The organism is Pedobacter albus, from assembly GCF_036324255.1.
Classification (GTDB): domain Bacteria; phylum Bacteroidota; class Bacteroidia; order Sphingobacteriales; family Sphingobacteriaceae; genus Pedobacter; species Pedobacter albus.
The window spans coordinates 37,907-55,307 of the sequence record NZ_JAZDQT010000001.1; the positions used below are offsets into that span (position 1 = coordinate 37,907).

General features: G+C 44.4%; 17 protein-coding genes. 9 read left to right on the top strand and 8 right to left on the bottom strand.

Going from position 1 to position 17,401, the window contains the following annotated elements; translation table 11 throughout:
* Positions 1 to 30: 30 nt before the first annotated feature.
* Positions 31 to 1,068 (top strand): MAC/perforin domain-containing protein, encoded by a 1,038-nt coding sequence (locus VRU48_RS00140; RefSeq protein ID WP_330105905.1) that lies wholly within the window; start codon positions 31 to 33, stop codon positions 1,066 to 1,068.
* A gap of 81 nt (positions 1,069 to 1,149) precedes the next feature.
* On the opposite strand, the gene VRU48_RS00145 is transcribed toward VRU48_RS00140, so the two are convergent.
* Positions 1,150 to 2,115 (bottom strand): lipid A deacylase LpxR family protein, encoded by a 966-nt coding sequence (locus VRU48_RS00145; protein WP_330105906.1) that lies wholly within the window; start codon positions 2,113 to 2,115, stop codon positions 1,150 to 1,152.
* Complete coding sequence (lon, locus tag VRU48_RS00150) at positions 2,116 to 4,593, bottom strand: endopeptidase La (protein ID WP_330105907.1); 2,478 nt, start codon at positions 4,591 to 4,593, stop codon at positions 2,116 to 2,118.
* Between the two features lie 306 nt (positions 4,594 to 4,899).
* On the opposite strand from lon, the gene VRU48_RS00155 reads away from it, so the two are divergent.
* Positions 4,900 to 5,523 (top strand): tetratricopeptide repeat protein, encoded by a 624-nt coding sequence (locus VRU48_RS00155; RefSeq protein ID WP_330105908.1) that lies wholly within the window; start codon positions 4,900 to 4,902, stop codon positions 5,521 to 5,523.
* Between the two features lie 48 nt (positions 5,524 to 5,571).
* Here VRU48_RS00155 and VRU48_RS00160 read toward each other — a convergent pair whose 3' ends face one another.
* Together VRU48_RS00160 and gpmI are read right to left on the bottom strand one after the other, a co-directional pair.
* Entirely contained in the window at positions 5,572 to 6,096 is a 525-nt protein-coding gene (locus tag VRU48_RS00160) for a hypothetical protein (RefSeq protein ID WP_330105909.1), read from the bottom strand.
* Complete coding sequence (gene gpmI / locus VRU48_RS00165; RefSeq protein ID WP_330105910.1) at positions 6,096 to 7,616, bottom strand: 2,3-bisphosphoglycerate-independent phosphoglycerate mutase; 1,521 nt, start codon at positions 7,614 to 7,616, stop codon at positions 6,096 to 6,098. Before gpmI ends, VRU48_RS00160 begins: the two co-directional genes overlap by 1 nt.
* A 170-nt stretch (positions 7,617 to 7,786) precedes the next feature.
* Here gpmI and VRU48_RS00170 point away from each other — a divergent pair, with 170 nt between their 5' ends.
* The 6 genes from VRU48_RS00170 (at position 7,787) to VRU48_RS00195 (ending at position 12,037) form a co-directional block, all read left to right on the top strand.
* Positions 7,787 to 8,191 (top strand): DUF4783 domain-containing protein, encoded by a 405-nt coding sequence (locus VRU48_RS00170; protein WP_330105911.1) that lies wholly within the window; start codon positions 7,787 to 7,789, stop codon positions 8,189 to 8,191.
* Between the two features lie 41 nt (positions 8,192 to 8,232).
* Complete coding sequence (nadC, locus tag VRU48_RS00175; protein ID WP_330105912.1) at positions 8,233 to 9,075, top strand: carboxylating nicotinate-nucleotide diphosphorylase; 843 nt, start codon at positions 8,233 to 8,235, stop codon at positions 9,073 to 9,075.
* Positions 9,076 to 9,125: 50 nt separating this feature from the next.
* A complete protein-coding gene (gene plsY, locus VRU48_RS00180; protein ID WP_199136406.1) occupies positions 9,126 to 9,773 on the top strand; it encodes a glycerol-3-phosphate 1-O-acyltransferase PlsY in 648 nt (215 codons plus the stop codon).
* A 102-nt stretch (positions 9,774 to 9,875) separates the two neighbouring features.
* Entirely contained in the window at positions 9,876 to 10,691 is an 816-nt protein-coding gene (locus tag VRU48_RS00185) for a M48 family metallopeptidase (protein WP_330105913.1), read from the top strand.
* Positions 10,692 to 10,824: 133 nt separating this feature from the next.
* Complete coding sequence (locus VRU48_RS00190; protein ID WP_330105914.1) at positions 10,825 to 11,346, top strand: hypothetical protein; 522 nt, start codon at positions 10,825 to 10,827, stop codon at positions 11,344 to 11,346.
* A 73-nt stretch (positions 11,347 to 11,419) separates the two neighbouring features.
* Positions 11,420 to 12,037: a class I SAM-dependent methyltransferase gene (locus VRU48_RS00195; protein WP_330105915.1), complete on the top strand. Its 618-nt coding sequence runs from the start codon at positions 11,420 to 11,422 to the stop codon at positions 12,035 to 12,037.
* A 169-nt stretch (positions 12,038 to 12,206) separates the two neighbouring features.
* On the opposite strand, the gene VRU48_RS00200 is transcribed toward VRU48_RS00195, so the two are convergent.
* Entirely contained in the window at positions 12,207 to 13,457 is a 1,251-nt protein-coding gene (locus VRU48_RS00200; RefSeq protein WP_330105916.1) for an anthranilate synthase component I family protein, read from the bottom strand.
* Between the two features lie 198 nt (positions 13,458 to 13,655).
* Between VRU48_RS00200 and VRU48_RS00205 the strand changes: the two genes are divergently transcribed.
* Complete coding sequence (locus VRU48_RS00205; protein WP_330105917.1) at positions 13,656 to 14,525, top strand: alpha/beta fold hydrolase; 870 nt, start codon at positions 13,656 to 13,658, stop codon at positions 14,523 to 14,525.
* 220 nt (positions 14,526 to 14,745) lie between these two features.
* On the opposite strand, the gene VRU48_RS00210 is transcribed toward VRU48_RS00205, so the two are convergent.
* From VRU48_RS00210 to VRU48_RS00220, 3 genes are all read right to left on the bottom strand, one after another.
* Positions 14,746 to 15,135, bottom strand: a complete 390-nt coding sequence (locus VRU48_RS00210; RefSeq protein ID WP_330105918.1) for a hypothetical protein — start codon at positions 15,133 to 15,135, stop codon at positions 14,746 to 14,748.
* Between the two features lie 102 nt (positions 15,136 to 15,237).
* Entirely contained in the window at positions 15,238 to 16,515 is a 1,278-nt protein-coding gene (locus VRU48_RS00215; RefSeq protein ID WP_330105919.1) for an adenylosuccinate synthase, read from the bottom strand.
* Positions 16,516 to 16,556: 41 nt separating this feature from the next.
* Positions 16,557 to 17,048, bottom strand: a complete 492-nt coding sequence (locus VRU48_RS00220; protein ID WP_330105920.1) for a Fur family transcriptional regulator — start codon at positions 17,046 to 17,048, stop codon at positions 16,557 to 16,559.
* Positions 17,049 to 17,401: the final 353 nt, after the last annotated feature.

Consider the following 17,401-nt stretch of genomic DNA (forward strand, 5'->3'; position numbering starts at 1 on the left):
AAGGTGAGTACACACAAATAAAACACACACATGAAAAAAACAATCCTAGCCCTGGCAGTACTTGCCACGCTTGCCTCGTGCAAAAAAAACACGGACCAAATCACTAAACCTGAAGAAGAAAAATTCTCGCCCGACATTGCGGTTGCCATTACCGATGGCCAATTGCTAAACGACCAGACCCAGCAAGGCGATGCTACCTACAATCTTTTGGGGTATGGTTATGACGTAACCGACCAGTACAATGATGTTCATTCGGTTAGGCCGGCAGTAATCAACGTCGCTGCTTATGTTTCGGCCAATCCTGGTAGGTTTAATCCAAACAAATCGACAACTGGTTATTGGGTAAACTTTAGCGGAGAAAATGCAGCAGATTTGGCGGCGCAACTATCTAACAAGGTAGACCAAACCAACGGCTTAAAGGCTTTTGGCAATACCATCAGTGCCGCTTTTCCAGGTGCGAATAGCTTCGACGGCAAATATGTTTACGGCTATTATTCTCAAATTGCGGTACGTGCACGATTAAGCATAACCGATGGTGCCAATAGTCTGTACACCAGCTACCTGAGCACTGCTTTTGCGCAAGATGTAAACACCTTGAGCGCGGCCGACCTGGTTAAAAAATATGGTACTCACGTATTGATCAAAATTGACCTGGGCGCTAAAATCAACGTGGTTTATCAGGCAGAAGCCCCTAAAACCGATAGAAAGAAAATAAGCGCTGCTGGTTTAAGGTATGCCATGAAAAACATTTTCGGACTTGGTACAGGCGAATTGGATCCGATGGATTTGAAAGCTTTGAACGCCAATACAGGAGCCAAAATTTACTATGATGCCTTTGGTGGCGATCAGTCTAAGCTGAAAGTAATCAAAATCAACAATAAATCGGTTATTAATACCACCGAGTGGCTCAACAGCGCTACCGAAGAAAAAGCAAGGTTTATTGGCGTTTCTTCAGAAGGTGGATTAATTCCGTTGTATGAACTCGTTGCCGATGCCACCAAAAAAGCAGAAGTAAAGAGCTATATCACAACCTACATCCAAACACGCGAAGTAAAAGTTCAGAACTAATCGGCTTTTAAAAAGTCGTAACATAGAAAAGGGGCAATTTTTAATTGCCCCTTTTTGCTATAAGCGAATGTCGTTAATGTTTTAAGCGCCCGATTTGCCAAAACGATAGAACATCGAAATGGTGCCGTACTGATGGGCCTTTGCACTGCTTTTGATTTCCTTTGATTTGAACAACAGGCCAAAATCGAATGTAAAACGTGGCGAGCTGTAGTTAAAACCCAGCTGCTGCGCAAAAACAAAGCGTTTTACGCCAAATGTAACCGGACTATCGTGGTTAAACATACTGCCTTGTACCGTAGCATCGTAGGCCACAAAGTTGAGCTGTGGTTTGGCATAAAAGAACAATTCGTGCTTGGTCAGCTTTTCGGTTTTGCCTTTGTTGCCGATTACCGAATTGGTATAAGCCGAATTGAACAGTTGGTTTATCCTGCCAGCCCTAAATAAAACTCCGGCACCCGCACCACTAAAGGTTGTGCCAACATTGGCATAGCCTTCCACAGAGAAATCGGTGGCCTTATCGGCTGCGCGGTGCAACAGTTGGGTGTATTGTGCCGAAAGGTTAACCGCCATTTCGTTTTTGATCTGATACTGCCAACCGTCGATTTCGTAAAACCCTACAATTTTATGCAGCAGCTCCTGGGCATCTTTGCCGAGTGCATTAGGCCCAACAGTTCCCACTTCCAAGCCAGCCTTTAATACGCTTTCGTTCTTGTAAAATAGGTTTACATTGCCACCGGCATACAAATAGCCCGCAAAAGGGCGGTCTTGCGTAGCCGGATCTGGCCTGTAGCCCGAAATAGGGTTGTACATTTTTTGCCCTGCACTGATTTCGTAAGTCAGCTTTTCGAGTTTGCTGCCCAATTTTTGCTGATCGGTAGCATGGCGAAAATAAATAAACAGTCCGTTGGTATAATAGCGGTCCTGGCCATAAAAAAGGTAGGCGTCGTTGTCGCTTTTAAAGCCGAACTCGTTGCTGTAAGATTGCGCAAAACTGCTTAGGCCACCAATAACGAGCAGGGTTAAAGCCAAAAAAAACTTTGATTTCATTTAGTTGGGATTGCTGGAAACGTTTTTCTTTACGGTTAAATCCTGTGCATTTTTGACCTTGTCTTTGGTCAATGCAATTTCAATAACCTCTTTCATTTCGCTAACATAATGAAATTTAAGGTCTTTAATGTAGTCTTCCTTAATCTCTAAAATATCTTTGCGGTTCGATTGGCAAAGGATAATTTCCTTGATGTTCGCCCTTTTGGCTGCCAAGATCTTTTCTTTGATACCGCCAACAGGCAATACTTTGCCACGAAGCGTAATCTCGCCGGTCATGGCCAGATTCGGTTTGACTTTACGCTGGGTAAACGCCGAGGTAAGGGCCGTAAGCATGGTAATACCTGCCGATGGACCATCTTTAGGCGTAGCACCTGCTGGAACGTGTACGTGTACGTCGTACTGGTCGAAAAGCTCGTTTTCGATGCCGAACAATTGGGCATGCGCCCTGAGGTAAGCCATGGCAATAATGGCAGATTCCTTCATCACATCGCCCAGGTTGCCGGTTAGGGTTAATTTGCCTTTACCCGGACTTAAACTGGCTTCGATAAAGAGGATGTCGCCACCCACTTGTGTCCAGGCCAATCCGGTTACCACACCCGCCACTTCGTTGCCTTCGTAAAGGTCTTTGTCGTAAATCGGGGCACCCAAAATGCGTTCTATATCTGCCAAGTGCAGGGCTGGATCGTAGCTTTCTTCCATGGCAATTTTAGTAGCAATGCCACGCACCAAGGAACCTATTTTCTTTTCGAGGCCACGTACGCCACTTTCGCGGGTATAGTCTTCGATTACTTTTTCTATCAGCGAATTTTTAAGCGTAATGTCTTTGCTGTTCAAGCCGTGCAGTTCTTTTTGCTTTGGCAACAGGTATTTCTTGGCAATTTCTATTTTTTCTTCAATGGTATAGCCGTTTACCTCGATAATTTCCATACGGTCGAGCAGGGCAGGCTGTATAGAGCTGAGCGAGTTGGCCGTAGCGATAAACAAAACGTTGGAAAGATCATAGTCGGTTTCTACGTAATGATCGTTAAAGGCATTGTTTTGCTCAGGATCCAGTACTTCGAGCAGGGCCGAAGAAGGATCGCCCCTAAAATCAGAACCAACCTTATCGATTTCGTCCAGCACGAAAACCGGGTTTGAGGCACCAGCTTTTTTGATAGACTGGATAATGCGGCCCGGCATAGCGCCGATATAGGTTTTGCGGTGGCCGCGGATTTCGGCTTCATCTCTTACGCCGCCAAGTGCCATGCGTACATATTTGCGGTTAAGCGCCTTGGCTATCGATTTGCCTAGAGAAGTTTTACCCACTCCCGGAGGGCCAACCAAGCACAGGATAGGCGCTTTCATATCTCTTTTCAGCTTAAGCACGGCCAGATATTCAACAATGCGCTGTTTCACTTTCTCCAAGCCAAAATGGTCTTTGTCTAAAATGCGTTGGGCGCGTTTCAGGTCGAAATTATCTTTGGTAAAGTCGTTCCAAGGCAGGTCGAGCAAAAGCTCCAAATAATTCATCTGGATCGAATAATCTGGCGCGGCAGGGTTCATGCGACCCAGTTTTTCCAACTCCTTGTCGAAGTGCTCGGCGACGGTTTTGGCCCATTTCTTTTTCTTGCCACGGGCTTGCAAGGCTTCGTACTCCAAATCTGAAGAGTTGCCACCCAATTCTTCCTGAATGGTTTTCAGTTGCTGGTTCAGGAAATAATCGCGTTGTTGCTTGTCCAGGTCGGTACGTACTTTGGATTGGATCTGGTTTTTCAGCTCCAGCATCTGCAGTTCGGTGGTCAGCAGCTCCATTACCATCTCGGCACGCTTGCGCAAATTGCCCATTTCGAGCATTTTCTGCTTGTCGGCCACATCTGCATTCATGTTCGAAGAGATGAAGTTGATCAAGAAAGAAGTGCTTTCTATGTTTTTAAGGGCAATGCCGGCCTCGCTCGGAATGTTGGGCGACAGTTGGATAATCTGCGACGACATTTCCTTGATGGAAGCCACCAAAGTTTTGAATTCCTTGTCGGCTTTATGCTTGGTTTCGGCAAATTTTGCAATAATAACCTTGATGTAAGGTTCAGACTGCACTTCTTCAACCAACTGGAAGCGTTGCTTGCCTTGGATGATTACCGTGGTATTGCCATCGGGCATCTGCAGCATTTTGATGATCTGCGCCACGGTGCCCACGCTGTTCAGCTGCTCAAAAGTAGGGTCTTCTATCGAAACATCGCGTTGCGAAACCACGCCAATGATCTTGTCGCCTTTGTAGGCCTCTTTAATCAGCTTGATGGATTTATCGCGGCCAACCGTAATCGGAATAACCACGCCCGGAAACAAAACGGTGTTCCGGAGGGGCAGGATAGGCAGGATTTCTGGCGTTTCTTCATTGTTCATGTCGTCTTCGTCTTGTTGAGACATCAACGGAAAGAACTCTGTGTCTTCGTTTATGATGGGTAGTGCTTGACTAAAATCGAATTGATCTTGTTTGCTCATTAAGTAAGGCCTTTAACTATAGTGAAACGACAAAGTGACAGCATGCCGTTAAAAAAATATTAATTTTATGTTACAGGCTATATTTTCAACTCTTGTGCCAAAAAGCCAAACGACCCGATTGCCTGTTAAAAAGTCAGCATTAAAAAAAATAGAAGACTTAATCATATTTCGACTAATTTAGCGTTTACCTTAATATTTGCAAATGATATAATTTTGTGTTTAATTGCCCCCTATTGCTTTACCCATGGAACGAATGCTCTTTTTTTGAGAGGGGATTTGTAATTTTAACCTAAACCACAACGCTTAATGACTTACTTTAAAAAAACGTTTTTTTTATTTTTTGTACTTACAGGGGTTTCGACTGCTTTTGCGCAAGGCAATTACGAAAACATGGGCCGACAGGCTTTTATGAAGAGTGATTTCAAGACCGCCATTGCCCAGCTGGAGAAAGTAGAAAACAACGACAGCAATTCGAGCGTGCTAAAAATGCTGAGCTATTCTTATTTCCAGTGCGGAGATTATGAAAAAGCAACGGATGCTTATAGCCGTCTGATTACCTTGAAGCCGAACGATTATTCTTCTTACTACTACCGCGGCAAAGCAAGGCTGAACATTGCCAATGCACCTAAAGAAACGCTCAACAGCATGCGCGAAAGCTTTTACCAAACCGCCATCAAGGATTTTACAAAGGCCATCGAAATCAATGGCGAAGACGATCCGCAACTCCTGCAAAATAGGGGTATTGCTTATAAGGATTATGCGATATTCAAATCCTACAAAATTAAAAAGGCACCTGAAAAAGCAGCTTGCGTGGCCCAATTTAACAATGCCATTAACGATTTTCAGAAAGTACTGACCGTACAGCCGTTCAGAAAAGACATTATTTCTTTGGTTGATTATGTAAAGGCGCAGATTGTTAGCCTGAAATAAAAACTGGCGAAAGATATGGAAAAGGCCCCGAAATTTTCGGGGCCTTTTTTAGTTGAACTTTCCAGTAATCTCATATTTCTTCTCGGCTCTGAGCCTGATTTGCTGTACCTTTTTAATTTGGTAAAGGCTATCAGGGTAATAGCTGAGGCTGTCGTTAGACTTGTAAAGGTCGTTGGTGTTGCTCACCAAGATCCTGATGGCACTTACCTTGTTGCCTTTAAAACTCACTTCGAGTTTTTTGACAGGTACTTTGGCACTTTGGCTGGTATAGGTGCTCATGCCGTTGGCCGTGTTAGCGCTAAAGGCACCACGCCAAGCGGCCTTGTTGATGTCGGCTTGGATAAAAAGATCAAACTCTTTTTCCCAATCGGCAATTTTTACTTTATGGGTTTCGCTTTTGCCATTCACCATCACTGTTTTGTTAACCACAGGATTGGCCTTTTGCAAACGAAGTGCCTCTTTCTTAAAATAGCTTTCCAGGTCGAAATAGGTTTTGGCATTCTTGTTTTCCTGCTCTTTCAACGTGCAGGAAGCCAAAGCGAGTGCCAAACCAAACAAAAACAGCTTCTTCATTATACCAAACAATTGCCAGTCATTACTTCGGGAATGGCAATGCCCATCATTTTAAGGATGGTAGGGGCCACGTCGCCCAATTTGCCATCGGCAATGCTGTGGTAGTCTTCATCTATCAAAATGCAAGGCACCAGGTTGGTGGTATGGGCGGTATTGACCGAGCCGTCGGAATTGATCATGAACTCAGAATTGCCATGGTCGGCCAGAATGATGAACGAATAGCCATTGGCTTTGCCTACTTCTACCACCTTGGCGGCGCAGGCATCGGCTGTTTCTACGGCTTTAACTACGGCGTCGAAAACGCCGGTATGGCCAACCATATCGGGATTGGCAAAGTTTAGGCATACAAAATCCGCCCATCCGGTAGCCAGTTCCTTGGTAATGGCCTCGGTAATGCCAGCAGCGCTCATTTCTGGTTGCAGATCGTAAGTGGCCACTTTTGGCGACGGAATCAAAATGCGTTTTTCGTTGTCGAATTCTTTTTCCCTGCCACCCGAAAAGAAGAAGGTCACGTGCGGATATTTCTCTGTTTCGGCAATGCGGATCTGGTTTTTGTGGTTGGCGGCCAAGACCTCGCCCAAAGTATTGGAAAGGTCGTCTTTGGTAAACACAACTTTAACATCGGCAAAGCTTTCGTCGTAGGTGGTCATGGTTACATAGTACAAAGGCAGCTTGTGCATGCCAAAGTCTGGGAAATCCTTTTGACTCAGGGCCAGTGTAATTTCGCGGCCACGGTCGGTTCGGTAGTTGAAGCAGATCACTACATCGCCGGGCTTAATGGTAGCTGTCGGACTGCCATCGGCTTGGGTTACCACGATTGGCTTTACAAATTCGTCGGTAATGTTGTTTTCGTACGATTTTTTGATGGCTTCTTCGGCATTCGTGGTTTTTTCGCCAAGGCCATTTACCATCAGATCGTAGGCTTGTTTCACCCTTTCCCAGCGGTTATCCCTATCCATGGCATAATAACGGCCAATGAGGCTGGCAATTTTGCCGGTAGAGGTTTTAAGGTGCGCATCGAGGCTGGAGATAAAACCCAATCCCGAATTGGGGTCGGTATCCCTGCCATCTAAGAAAGCATGTACAAAAACATCTTTCAGGCCTTTTTCGTTGGCAGCATCGCACAAAGCCTTCAGGTGGTTGATGTGTGCGTGCACGCCCCCATCCGAAACGAGTCCGATAAAGTGTACAGCCTTGTTTTGCGTCTTGGCATAATCGAAAGCATTAACCAGTACTTCGTTGTTGTGCAGCGTTCTGTCGCTAATGGCCTTGTTGATGCGCCCCAGTTCCTGGTAAACCACTCTTCCGGCACCCAAGTTCATATGGCCCACTTCAGAATTGCCCATTTGTCCGGCAGGCAGGCCAACGGCTTCGCCAGAAGCTTCTAGTTTTGAATTGGGGTAGGTTTGGAGCGCAGAATCGAAAAACGGAGTGTTGGCGGCATAGGCGGCATCTGATTTGTCTTTTTTTCCATAGCCCCAGCCATCAAGGATAAGAAGTACTACTTTTTTTGCTTTCATTATTTGAAATTATATGTTTAAACAACAATATTTGCGGCATTAGTTGTTTACTGATCTGTTTATTATTTACAAATATAAGCCTAATGATGCCTTTAAATGAAAGTTTTTGCACTTTGTGATTTAATTAATGGCATAATTTTGGCTTGTAATTTTGCAGTTTGATATCACACATGATGAAACCTTTACTTGCGTTTTTGCTGTTGCTGTTGCATTTTCCCACGGATAAGGCATTTCAGGCCGATATTGTTGACGATTTATCCAATAATTTCAAGGCCGGAAACTCTAAAGAAATTGCCAAGAGTTTCGCAGCGTCCGTAGAACTAATCATTATCGACCAGGAAGATGTATACAACAAAGCACAGGCCGAACAGATACTGAAAGATTTTTTTGTCAAGAATCCACCCAATCGTGTTTCCATTATCCACCGCTTGAGCAATTATCCCAATTACCGCCTGGGCATTCTTTCGCTGGGCACCAAAAACGGCAAGTTCAGGGTAACCATTACCATGAGCCTCAAGAAACCGGCTAATAATTTCTTAATCACCGAGTTAAGGATAGAGCCGGATAAAGAGTAGCATTTCAGCCAAAAATTGCTAATTTTGCAATAAAAAAAGTTTTGGATAAGCAATTAGTTGATTTATTTATCAAAAATGCCATTGCCGAAGATGTTGGCGATGGAGATCATACCTCACTTTCTACCATACCTGCAGGTACGCAGGGAAAAGCCCAGTTAATTGTTAAGGAAGACGGCGTATTGGCCGGCGTTGAGCTTGCGCTCGAAATCTTCCATCAAATTGATCCTGCCTTGCAGGTCGAAGTCTTTTTAAAAGATGGCGCTGCGGTTAAGGTAGGCGATATTGCTTTTGTAGTAGCCGGAAGTACGCATGCGATTTTGCTGGCCGAGCGCCTGGTGCTCAACTGTATGCAGCGCATGAGTGGCATTGCAACCAAAACCCATCGCATTGTAACGCTGTTAAAACCTTATAAAACCCAGATTTTAGATACGCGCAAAACCACGCCGGGCCTCCGCTATTTAGAAAAATGGGCCGTAAAAATCGGTGGTGGGGTAAATCACCGCATCGGTTTGTACGATATGATCCTGATCAAAGACAACCATGTCGACTATGCGGGCGGCATTGCCAATGCCATTGAGGCGGCAAACAGCTACCTGGCCCAAAACCATAAACAACTAGACATCGAAATAGAGGTGAGAAACCTCGATGAACTGCAACAGGTATTGGCAACTGGCAAGGTGAACCGCATTATGCTCGATAATTTTGAACCGGCACTGCTCAAGGAGGCCGTACAGCTGATCGATGGTCGTTTCATTACCGAAGCATCGGGCGGTATCGTGGAGGCCAATGTGGCCGATTATGCCGCTTGTGGTGTCGATTACATCTCGATGGGTGCCTTAACCCATTCGGTAAAAAGCCTGGACCTGAGTTTAAAAGCGTGCTAAGACCAAATTCTGCCGACGTGAATCTGAATTTTTTAGTATAATTGTAGGTCATGATTTCGATCTATTCCATATCAGCGCTAATTGCTGCCTATCTTTTAGGATCTATCCCAACAGCGGTTTGGCTGGGGCAGGCCTTTTATGGCGTCGACGTGCGCGAATACGGAAGCGGCAATGCCGGAGCCACCAACACTTTTAGGGTTTTGGGCAAAAAGGCTGGTATCGCTGTAATGCTCATCGATATTTTTAAAGGCTACACGGCCACCCAACTTGCCCATTTTATAGGGCTTTCGGTTACCGGACCGCATAACTCTACACAGTTTGTCAATTATCAATTGGCGCTGGGCGTTATAGCCGTTATGGGCCATCTATTCCCTGTTTTTGCAGGTTTTAGAGGTGGCAAGGGCGTAGCTACGCTTTTTGGAATGGTTTTAGCTGTAAACTTTCAGGCTGCAATGCTGTGCGTTCTGGTTTTTGTGGTGGTGCTGCTGGTGAGCAAATACGTTTCCCTGAGTTCGATATGTGCGGGCTTCACTTTCCCGATTGGGATTGTGTTTGTTTTTCATTCTTCAATCAAATCGGAAGTGCTTTACGGGATCTGTGTCTGCATCCTGATTTTGGTTACCCACCAAAAAAACCTCGAAAGACTGCTTAAGGGCAAGGAATCGAAGGTTTACCTGTTCAAGAAAAAGCAGGCTTAACGCACCTTTGCAGAAACTATTATCTCCTTTATTTGTTAGGAGAAACGGTTAGAAACAAAACTAAAAACAGTTAGACAAATACACTGAATACAGATTAAATAGATGAAAAAATTAGCGATTTTGGGCTTGGCAACAGGGATGTTGGCAATTGCCGGTTGTACAACAGTTCCTTTAACGGGCAGAAGCAGGTTGAGTTTGGTAGACGATAGCCAGCTGCAGCAACAGGCCGCCATTGGTTATGCCCAGCTGTTAAGCGACCCGAGCACAAAAGTGGTTGCAAACAACTCGGCAGAAACGCAAAGAATTAAGCGTATTGGAGCCAATATCGCCGCTGCGGTAACCAAATACATGAACGATAATGGTTTTGGCGATCAAATCAAAAACTACAAGTGGGAGTTTAACCTGATCCAAAGCTCGGAAATCAATGCTTGGTGTATGCCAGGCGGTAAGGTTGCGGTTTATACGGGTATTTTGCCTATTACCAAAGACGATGCCGGTTTGGCTACCGTTATGGGCCATGAAATTGCGCATGCCATTGCGCAGCACTCGGCCGAGCGCGCCTCGCAAATGATGGCGGCACAGGTGGGTGGCGCAGCAGTTGGCGTGGCTACCGGCAACAAATCGGAAACTACGCAAGCCGTGGTTAACCAATTGTATGGCATTGGTGCACAAGGCTTGTATATTTTGCCTAACTCGCGTAAGCAAGAGTTGGAAGCCGATAAAATGGGCCTTTCGTTTATGGCCATGGCAGGCTATAACCCGCAAAATGCAATAGCTTTTTGGCAAAGAATGGCTGCAGCCAGCAAGAGCGGAAGCAAGCCACCGGTTTTTTTAAGCACGCACCCAACCGACGAGAGCCGTATTGCACAAATACAAAGAGATTTGCCAGAAGCCATGAAATATTACAAAGGGAAGTAGGGTTGAGGCAACAACATAAAGGCAAAAGGTGTGAGGTTCGATTAACTTTACACCTTTTGTTTTTTAGGGCTATTGATGACAATCGGATTAGCGATAAAAATAGCATATTTGTTGCCAACGTTTAGCTAATGCCATGGAATACTATACTTATTGGTCAATTTCGGAAGCCCCTTCTTATGCCGTCAAATCGAATATGATTTGGTTTGTAATTGCTGTAATTGGAGGAATTTGTTGGCTTCTTATTAAGAAATTGATGAAGAACGACGCCAATAAATCATTATCCTTATTGGGAGCTGGAACATTTTTTATATTGGGTGTGGTCATGTATTGCTTATCCACCTTTGTTTATGCCGATAGTTCGGAAGCTGCGCTTGCAAAAGAGCTTCAGGCAGCCGACGTGGTCGAAGGAGTTGTCGCCGATTTTCAGCGAAGCTACAGAAGCGCAAAAGGAGGGGCAGGAGAAACGATAGAGAGCTTTTCGGTTGATAGCGTTCAACTGGCTTATGGCGATGCCCTTTTAGGCAAGTTTAATTCTTTCTCGCAGACCCATAACGACGTGATCTATAACGGCCAAAAAGTAAGGGTAACTTATCGTGGGCGGTCAAGTTATGGCGAACAGTTTAATTCGATACTCAAAATAGAAATTGCCAAATAGAGGTAGGGTGAAGGCGGACGGTATAAAGATTGATAGGATTTGTAACGACTTTGCACCTTTTTTAGATCATAGCATGGATAACACAACAAACAAAAACCACTGGGAAACCGTATACGAAACAAAAAGCCCTGAACAGGTAAGCTGGACGCAGGAGGTGCCCCAGACTTCGTTAGACCTCATCAGTTCGTTTGGATTAGGTAAAAACGCCAGCATTATCGATATTGGAGGTGGTGATAGCCGTTTGGTTGATTGTTTATTGGAACAAGGCTATGAAGATATTACCGTACTCGATATTTCCGAAAAGGCTCTCGAAAGGGCAAAAAGGCGTCTAGGTAAGCAGGCTGAAAAAGTAAAATGGCTGGTAAGCGATGTCACTGCATTTAAACCCCATCAGACTTATGATATTTGGCACGATAGGGCAGCTTTTCATTTTTTGACCACGCCCACACAACTGTCTGCATATCTTGATGTTGCCCAGCAAGCGGCAAGTGGTTTTTTGGCTGTTGGTACTTTTTCTACCAACGGCCCAACCAAGTGTAGCGGATTGGAAATTAGGCAGTACAACGAGCAAACTTTGGCATTGCAGTTTGAGCCTTATTTCGATAAGCTAAGTTGTAGGATGGAAGATCATATTACGCCGTTCAATACCGTGCAAAATTTTATTTTTTGCAGTTTTAAGCGTAAAGAATAAAAGTAGAGACAACCCTATTAGGCTTTTTTCTCAAAGCATCAGCTATCTGCAACACTCAGATTACGCTATACTCAATACGCTCTACGTCACCTTAACTTAATTCCTTAATGGTTAGCTTATTTTGCCAGAGAACGCTCATCGCAATACGCTCTACTCAATACGCTGTACGCTACCCACCCAACACCTTCATGATTGCCGAAGCTTTAAGCAGGCATTCTTCATATTCGTCGGCTGCATTGGCCGCATAGGTAATGGCTCCGCCGACCTGAAAAGAAAGGTATTGCGTGTTTTCGTTGTACAAGATGCTTCTGATGATCACATTAAAATCGAAATCGCCATTAGGACTAATACAGCCAAAAGAGCCTGAGAAAGCCCCCCTTTTGCTTTTTTCGTATTGGTCAATCAGTTCCATGGCCTTGATTTTCGGCGCACCGGTCATCGAGCCCATCGGAAAGGTGTTTTTAATGGCATCAACCCAATGGATATCCGGATCAAGCTCACAGCTAATGGTCGAAATCATTTGGTGTACCTGCGGAAAGGTGTAGATGCCGAAAAGCTCTTCTACTTTTACGCTTCCCTTAACGGCATTTCTGGTCAAGTCGTTACGCACCAGGTCTACAATCATCACATTTTCCGCCTGTTCTTTAATGCTCGATTTCAATGCGACTTTGATCTGTTCGTCGGCTATCGGATCAGTGCTTCTTTTGGCCGTGCCTTTAATGGGCTGCGAAATCAGTTTGTTGCCTCTTTTGCAAAGAAAACGTTCTGGGGTGGCCGATAAAATATAGTGTTCGTTAAGCTTGAAAAATCCAGAAAATGGGGTAGGCGAAAGGACGTTGAGGGCTTCGTAAACCGCCAAGGGATCAATTGAAGCGTTTCGCGCAAAAAACTCCTGACAAAAATTAACCTCGTAAATATCGCCACGCTTAATGTGTGCCTGCAAAGCCTCCACCGTTTGGATATAGGTTTCGCGATCAAATCGTTTTTCGATATTCAGTTTGGGGTTATCCTGCCTAATCAGCTCCACCTGTTCAATCTCGCTGATGATGGAGGCATCGCCTTTAAGTACTTTGACAGCATTTTCTTGTATCGCCAATAAGTATTGCGGTACAAAGAAATAGAGGTCTGGAAAATGGAGCTCATCGCTATGCGAACTGGTTAGATGCTCCACTTCGTTTTTAAGCTCGTAGCCAAACAAGCCAAACAGCCAATCGCGATGTTGCTCGTAAAATGAACGGAGTTGGGCAAAAGCGGTACCGGCATTGGCCTTTAATTGATGTTGTTGTCCGATGGCGATGAGACAGTCGTATTGTGCATAAGGATCGGTATATTGATTGGAATCCAGGTAGCAGCAAACATCGAAATTCATGGCCCATTGCTTGGCCTTTTGCTTAAATAGGATAATTTCGTCCTCGTTCATTTTCGCCGTAAAGGTATTAAATGCGAACAAAATTGTAAAATAAGATTGGCGTAAGCACAAAGTATGTTCTATCTTGTTGTGGACTAGTTTTATCAGGATATTTTAAAATAAAAGGAGGATGGGCTTGCAACCAAATCCAAATTGGCGCCGTCTACCTTATAACTAGCTTGAATTTCTATTCTTAAATAAAACAGCCTTATGAAACGAATTGTATCAACCTTCATCCTTTTCTTGTTTGCCCTATCATTGCATGCGCAAACTAACCCCAAGGCCGATCCCTCTAAAATCGCTTATGGCGATAACAAAGCAGCGGGCAATTACGCTAAAATACGAGGCATGAACATGTATTACGAGACTTATGGCGAAGGAAAGCCTTTGCTCATTATCCATGGCAATAGTGGCTCAATAGGCGATTTTAGCAAGCAGATACCTTATTTTGCCAAAAAATACAAGGTCATTGTGGCCGATAGTCGCGACCATGGCAAGACTTTGGATACGTTGAACATGGTTGATTCCTTGTCGTACGAGCAGATGAGCGATGACTATGCCGCTTTGCTTAGCCATTTAAAGATCGATTCGGCCTTTGTATTGGGCTGGAGCGACGGAGGCATCAACGGCTTGTTGCTGGCCATGCGTCATCCCGAAAAAGTAAAGAAACTGGCTATTACAGGCGCCAACCTTTGGCCCGATACCAATAGCGTCGAGCCATTTGTGTTGAAATATTTTGATGGCATCAAAAAATATTACGACAAGCAAAAGCCATCGATAGCGCGTACCGTGTTGTTGAGGCATTTTAATTTGTTGCTGACACAGCCTCAAATTAAACCCGCATCACTAGCCAAAATACAGTGCCCAACATTAGTGATGGCTGGCGATCAGGATGTGATCAAGGTAGCGCATACCTTGCTGATTGCCAAGTCTATTCCGAATTCGAACTTATGGATTTCGCCCAACTCTGGCCATGGGTTTTTGGTATTGAGAAGCGTTGATAAATTCAATGTCGAGGTTGACGAGTTTTTCCAGCGAAAGTACAAGAAAATAGCCGGAAGAGATTTGTTTCAGAATTAATTCGGTTGTTGGCCCCACCAACTAAGGTGTTCAAATTCCCCTCCCTTGGAGGGGTGCCTGAAAGGCGGGGTGGTAATACTTTAAATTATTTAAACTTTTAAAGTTAAACTACCCAACACCCCGGTCTGCGACCACCCCTCTAAAAGAGGGGAATTGTATGTGTTGTCAACATGAGTAAACCAAGCCAACAAAAAAGCCTCGGGAATTTCTCGAGGCTTTTTTATGGTAACCAAAGCAAACTTTTTGAAGCGTCATGATTGTGCTTAATGACAACTCGAACGGGTAATGTGCTATGAGCCAATTTCTGGAGCGCCTTGGCATTCCACAACGAGTAGGTTAGTTCGCAGGAATCAATTTTTGTGAAATGATTGAACTGGTATTGGTAAACAAATTTGACGCTATTGATGGTTTGGTTGGTTCCGGTTAATGTTTGGTTCATGCCATGGTTTATCTGTCTAGAGATAACCAAGCCGTTGGCCTCCTCTTTTAAACCTCGGCCAAGCCATTGCATTTTTAAATAGCCAAAATTAAAGAAAAAGGCGAGCGCCAAGACCAAGAAAAACATGAGAAAAACAATACGCCAAATAGATTTCCAGTCGTAAAAAGCCAAACTAGCCCTTAATTTTCGAAAACTTTGCCGTGTCATTTTTTTCTTAAAAAAAAAATCCCTTCAAATTATCATTCGAAGGGATTTGCCAATTGATAATTCCTATTATCTTAAAGTTAAAGTCTGTGTCCGGTCTGGCCCAACTGAAAGGAATTTAATAGGCACTTCCAGTTCTTTTTCCAAGAAGGCGATATAAGCGTTCAGCTGGCTTGGAATTTGGTCGATAGACGTAATCTTGGTCATGTCTGTTTTCCATCCCTCTATTGCCGTTAAAACTGGTTTTGGCTGGATAGAAATGATGTCGTATGGCATATAGTCGATCGTTTCGCCGTTGTATTCGTAGTGCGTACAGGCATAAATCGTATCGAAGCCGTCTAGAACATCGGCTTTCATCATGATGAGTTCGGTAACGCCGTTCAGCATGATGGCATATTTTAAGGCAGGAAGGTCGATCCAGCCACAACGACGTGCACGGCCTGTGGTGGCGCCAAACTCATGGCCTACCTGGCGTAGGGTTTCGCCTACTTCGTTATCCAGTTCGGTAGGGAAGGGACCGCCGCCTACACGGGTGCAGTAAGCTTTGAAAATACCATAAACATCGCCCACTTTATTAGGTGCAATACCTAAACCGGTACAAGCGCCAGCCGTTGTGGTGTTTGATGAGGTTACGAAAGGATAAGAACCAAAATCTACGTCGAGCAAAGTGCCTTGTGCACCTTCGGCCAATACTTTTTTGCCTGCTTTGAGGTAGTCGTTTACAAAATGTTCGCTGTCTACGTGTGGAATGGTTTTGATAAATTCGATGGCTTCAAAGAAAGCGGCTTCCTTTTCGGTCAGGTCATATTCGAACTCGTAGTGCGAAAGGATTTCTTTATGTTTTTCAACCAATTTGGCATAACGGGCAGCAAAGTCAGGCAAGGTGGTATCGCCTACGCGCAAGCCGTTACGGCCGGTTTTATCCATGTAAGTTGGGCCAATTCCTTTTAGGGTTGAACCGATTTTGCCAGCACCCATTTTTTGTTCGTTGGCGGCATCCAATAACTGGTGCGTAGGCAAAATGAGGTGTGCCTTGCGCGCCAATACCAATTTGCCGGCGGCAACCGGGTCGTGGCCAGCTTTTTTAAGGTTGTCTAATTCTCTTTTTAAAATAATAGGATCGATTACTACGCCATTGCCGATCAGGTTCATGGTTTTTTCGTTAAAAATACCAGATGGAATGGTGTTGAGTACAAATTTTTTACCATCGAACTCTAACGTGTGACCAGCATTTGGACCGCCTTGAAAACGGGCTATCAAATCATATTGTGGACTTAAAACATCAACAATTTTTCCCTTGCCCTCGTCGCCCCATTGCAGGCCTAGTAGTACGTCTACTTGCGTCATTATTTTAAATTAAAGAATAGAAAGATTATAAAATTGGATAATTAGTTAGCGTGTTGTTTTTGCGTATGGTTGGCCTTGATGGCAGCGGCTGCGCTACAATCGAAACAAACCCCGTAAAGGTTCAAAGAATGGTGCTTGATGTCGAATTTCAACAAATCGCCTACCATGGTTTGGATTTGGTGGATGCGTGGATCGCAGAATTCTACCACTTTGCCACAATCGATGCAGATAACGTGGTCGTGCTGGTGGTAGCCATACGACTTTTCGAATTGCGCCATGTTTTTGCCAAACTGGTGTTTGGTTACCAAATCGCAAGATACCAAAAGCTCTAAGGTATTGTAAACCGTAGCCCGGCTTACGCGGTACTTTTGGTTTTTCATGTGGATATAGAGCGTTTCTACATCGAAATGGTCATTTCTAGAATAGATTTCTTCTAAAATGGCAAAACGCTCGGGGGTTTTTCTCAAGTTTTTGTTTTCGAGGTAGGCTTCGAAGATTTTTCTCACCAACTCGTTGGTATTCTGTGCAGACATAGTTTTAAACTCCTCCCAAAGGTATAGAAATGATTACAGACATTAAAGTGAATCGCCGATTATTTTAAAGATGATTACACTGTAGTTATATTCTGGTAGTTAATTGTTTATTGCTTTGATTGTTGGAATGTTGTAATGTTTGAAGGTTGCAATGTTTGAGGGTTGTAATTAGGCGTATTTAAAATTGTTCAATTAACCACCCCGCCCTTTGGGCATCCCTCCGTTGAGGGGAATTGGATTTTTCGAGCCTTTCAGCTTTGGTCTTTAGTCTTTCACCTTTCTCCCTCTACCTTCATGCCTTCCGCCTTCTCCATGAACCACCCCGCCCTTCGGGCACCCCTCCATTGAGGGGA

Excerpts from the sequence above, each read along its gene's own strand:
- VRU48_RS00185 (WP_330105913.1), top strand. The coding sequence starts at position 9,876 with ATGAAAAAATTAGCGATTTTGGGCTTGGCAACAGGGATGTTGGCAATT.
- VRU48_RS00170 (WP_330105911.1), top strand. The coding sequence starts at position 7,787 with ATGATGAAACCTTTACTTGCGTTTTTGCTGTTGCTGTTGCATTTTCCC.
- VRU48_RS00190 (WP_330105914.1), top strand. The coding sequence starts at position 10,825 with ATGGAATACTATACTTATTGGTCAATTTCGGAAGCCCCTTCTTATGCC.
- VRU48_RS00195 (WP_330105915.1), top strand. The coding sequence starts at position 11,420 with ATGGATAACACAACAAACAAAAACCACTGGGAAACCGTATACGAAACA.
- VRU48_RS00155 (WP_330105908.1), top strand. The coding sequence starts at position 4,900 with ATGACTTACTTTAAAAAAACGTTTTTTTTATTTTTTGTACTTACAGGG.
- gpmI (WP_330105910.1), bottom strand. The coding sequence starts at position 7,616 with ATGAAAGCAAAAAAAGTAGTACTTCTTATCCTTGATGGCTGGGGCTAT.
- VRU48_RS00220 (WP_330105920.1), bottom strand. The coding sequence starts at position 17,048 with ATGTCTGCACAGAATACCAACGAGTTGGTGAGAAAAATCTTCGAAGCC.
- lon (WP_330105907.1), bottom strand. The coding sequence starts at position 4,593 with ATGAGCAAACAAGATCAATTCGATTTTAGTCAAGCACTACCCATCATA.
- VRU48_RS00145 (WP_330105906.1), bottom strand. The coding sequence starts at position 2,115 with ATGAAATCAAAGTTTTTTTTGGCTTTAACCCTGCTCGTTATTGGTGGC.
- VRU48_RS00160 (WP_330105909.1), bottom strand. The coding sequence starts at position 6,096 with ATGAAGAAGCTGTTTTTGTTTGGTTTGGCACTCGCTTTGGCTTCCTGC.
- VRU48_RS00200 (WP_330105916.1), bottom strand. The coding sequence starts at position 13,457 with ATGAACGAGGACGAAATTATCCTATTTAAGCAAAAGGCCAAGCAATGG.
- VRU48_RS00215 (WP_330105919.1), bottom strand. The coding sequence starts at position 16,515 with ATGACGCAAGTAGACGTACTACTAGGCCTGCAATGGGGCGACGAGGGC.
- VRU48_RS00140 (WP_330105905.1), top strand. The coding sequence starts at position 31 with ATGAAAAAAACAATCCTAGCCCTGGCAGTACTTGCCACGCTTGCCTCG.
- VRU48_RS00205 (WP_330105917.1), top strand. The coding sequence starts at position 13,656 with ATGAAACGAATTGTATCAACCTTCATCCTTTTCTTGTTTGCCCTATCA.
- plsY (WP_199136406.1), top strand. The coding sequence starts at position 9,126 with ATGATTTCGATCTATTCCATATCAGCGCTAATTGCTGCCTATCTTTTA.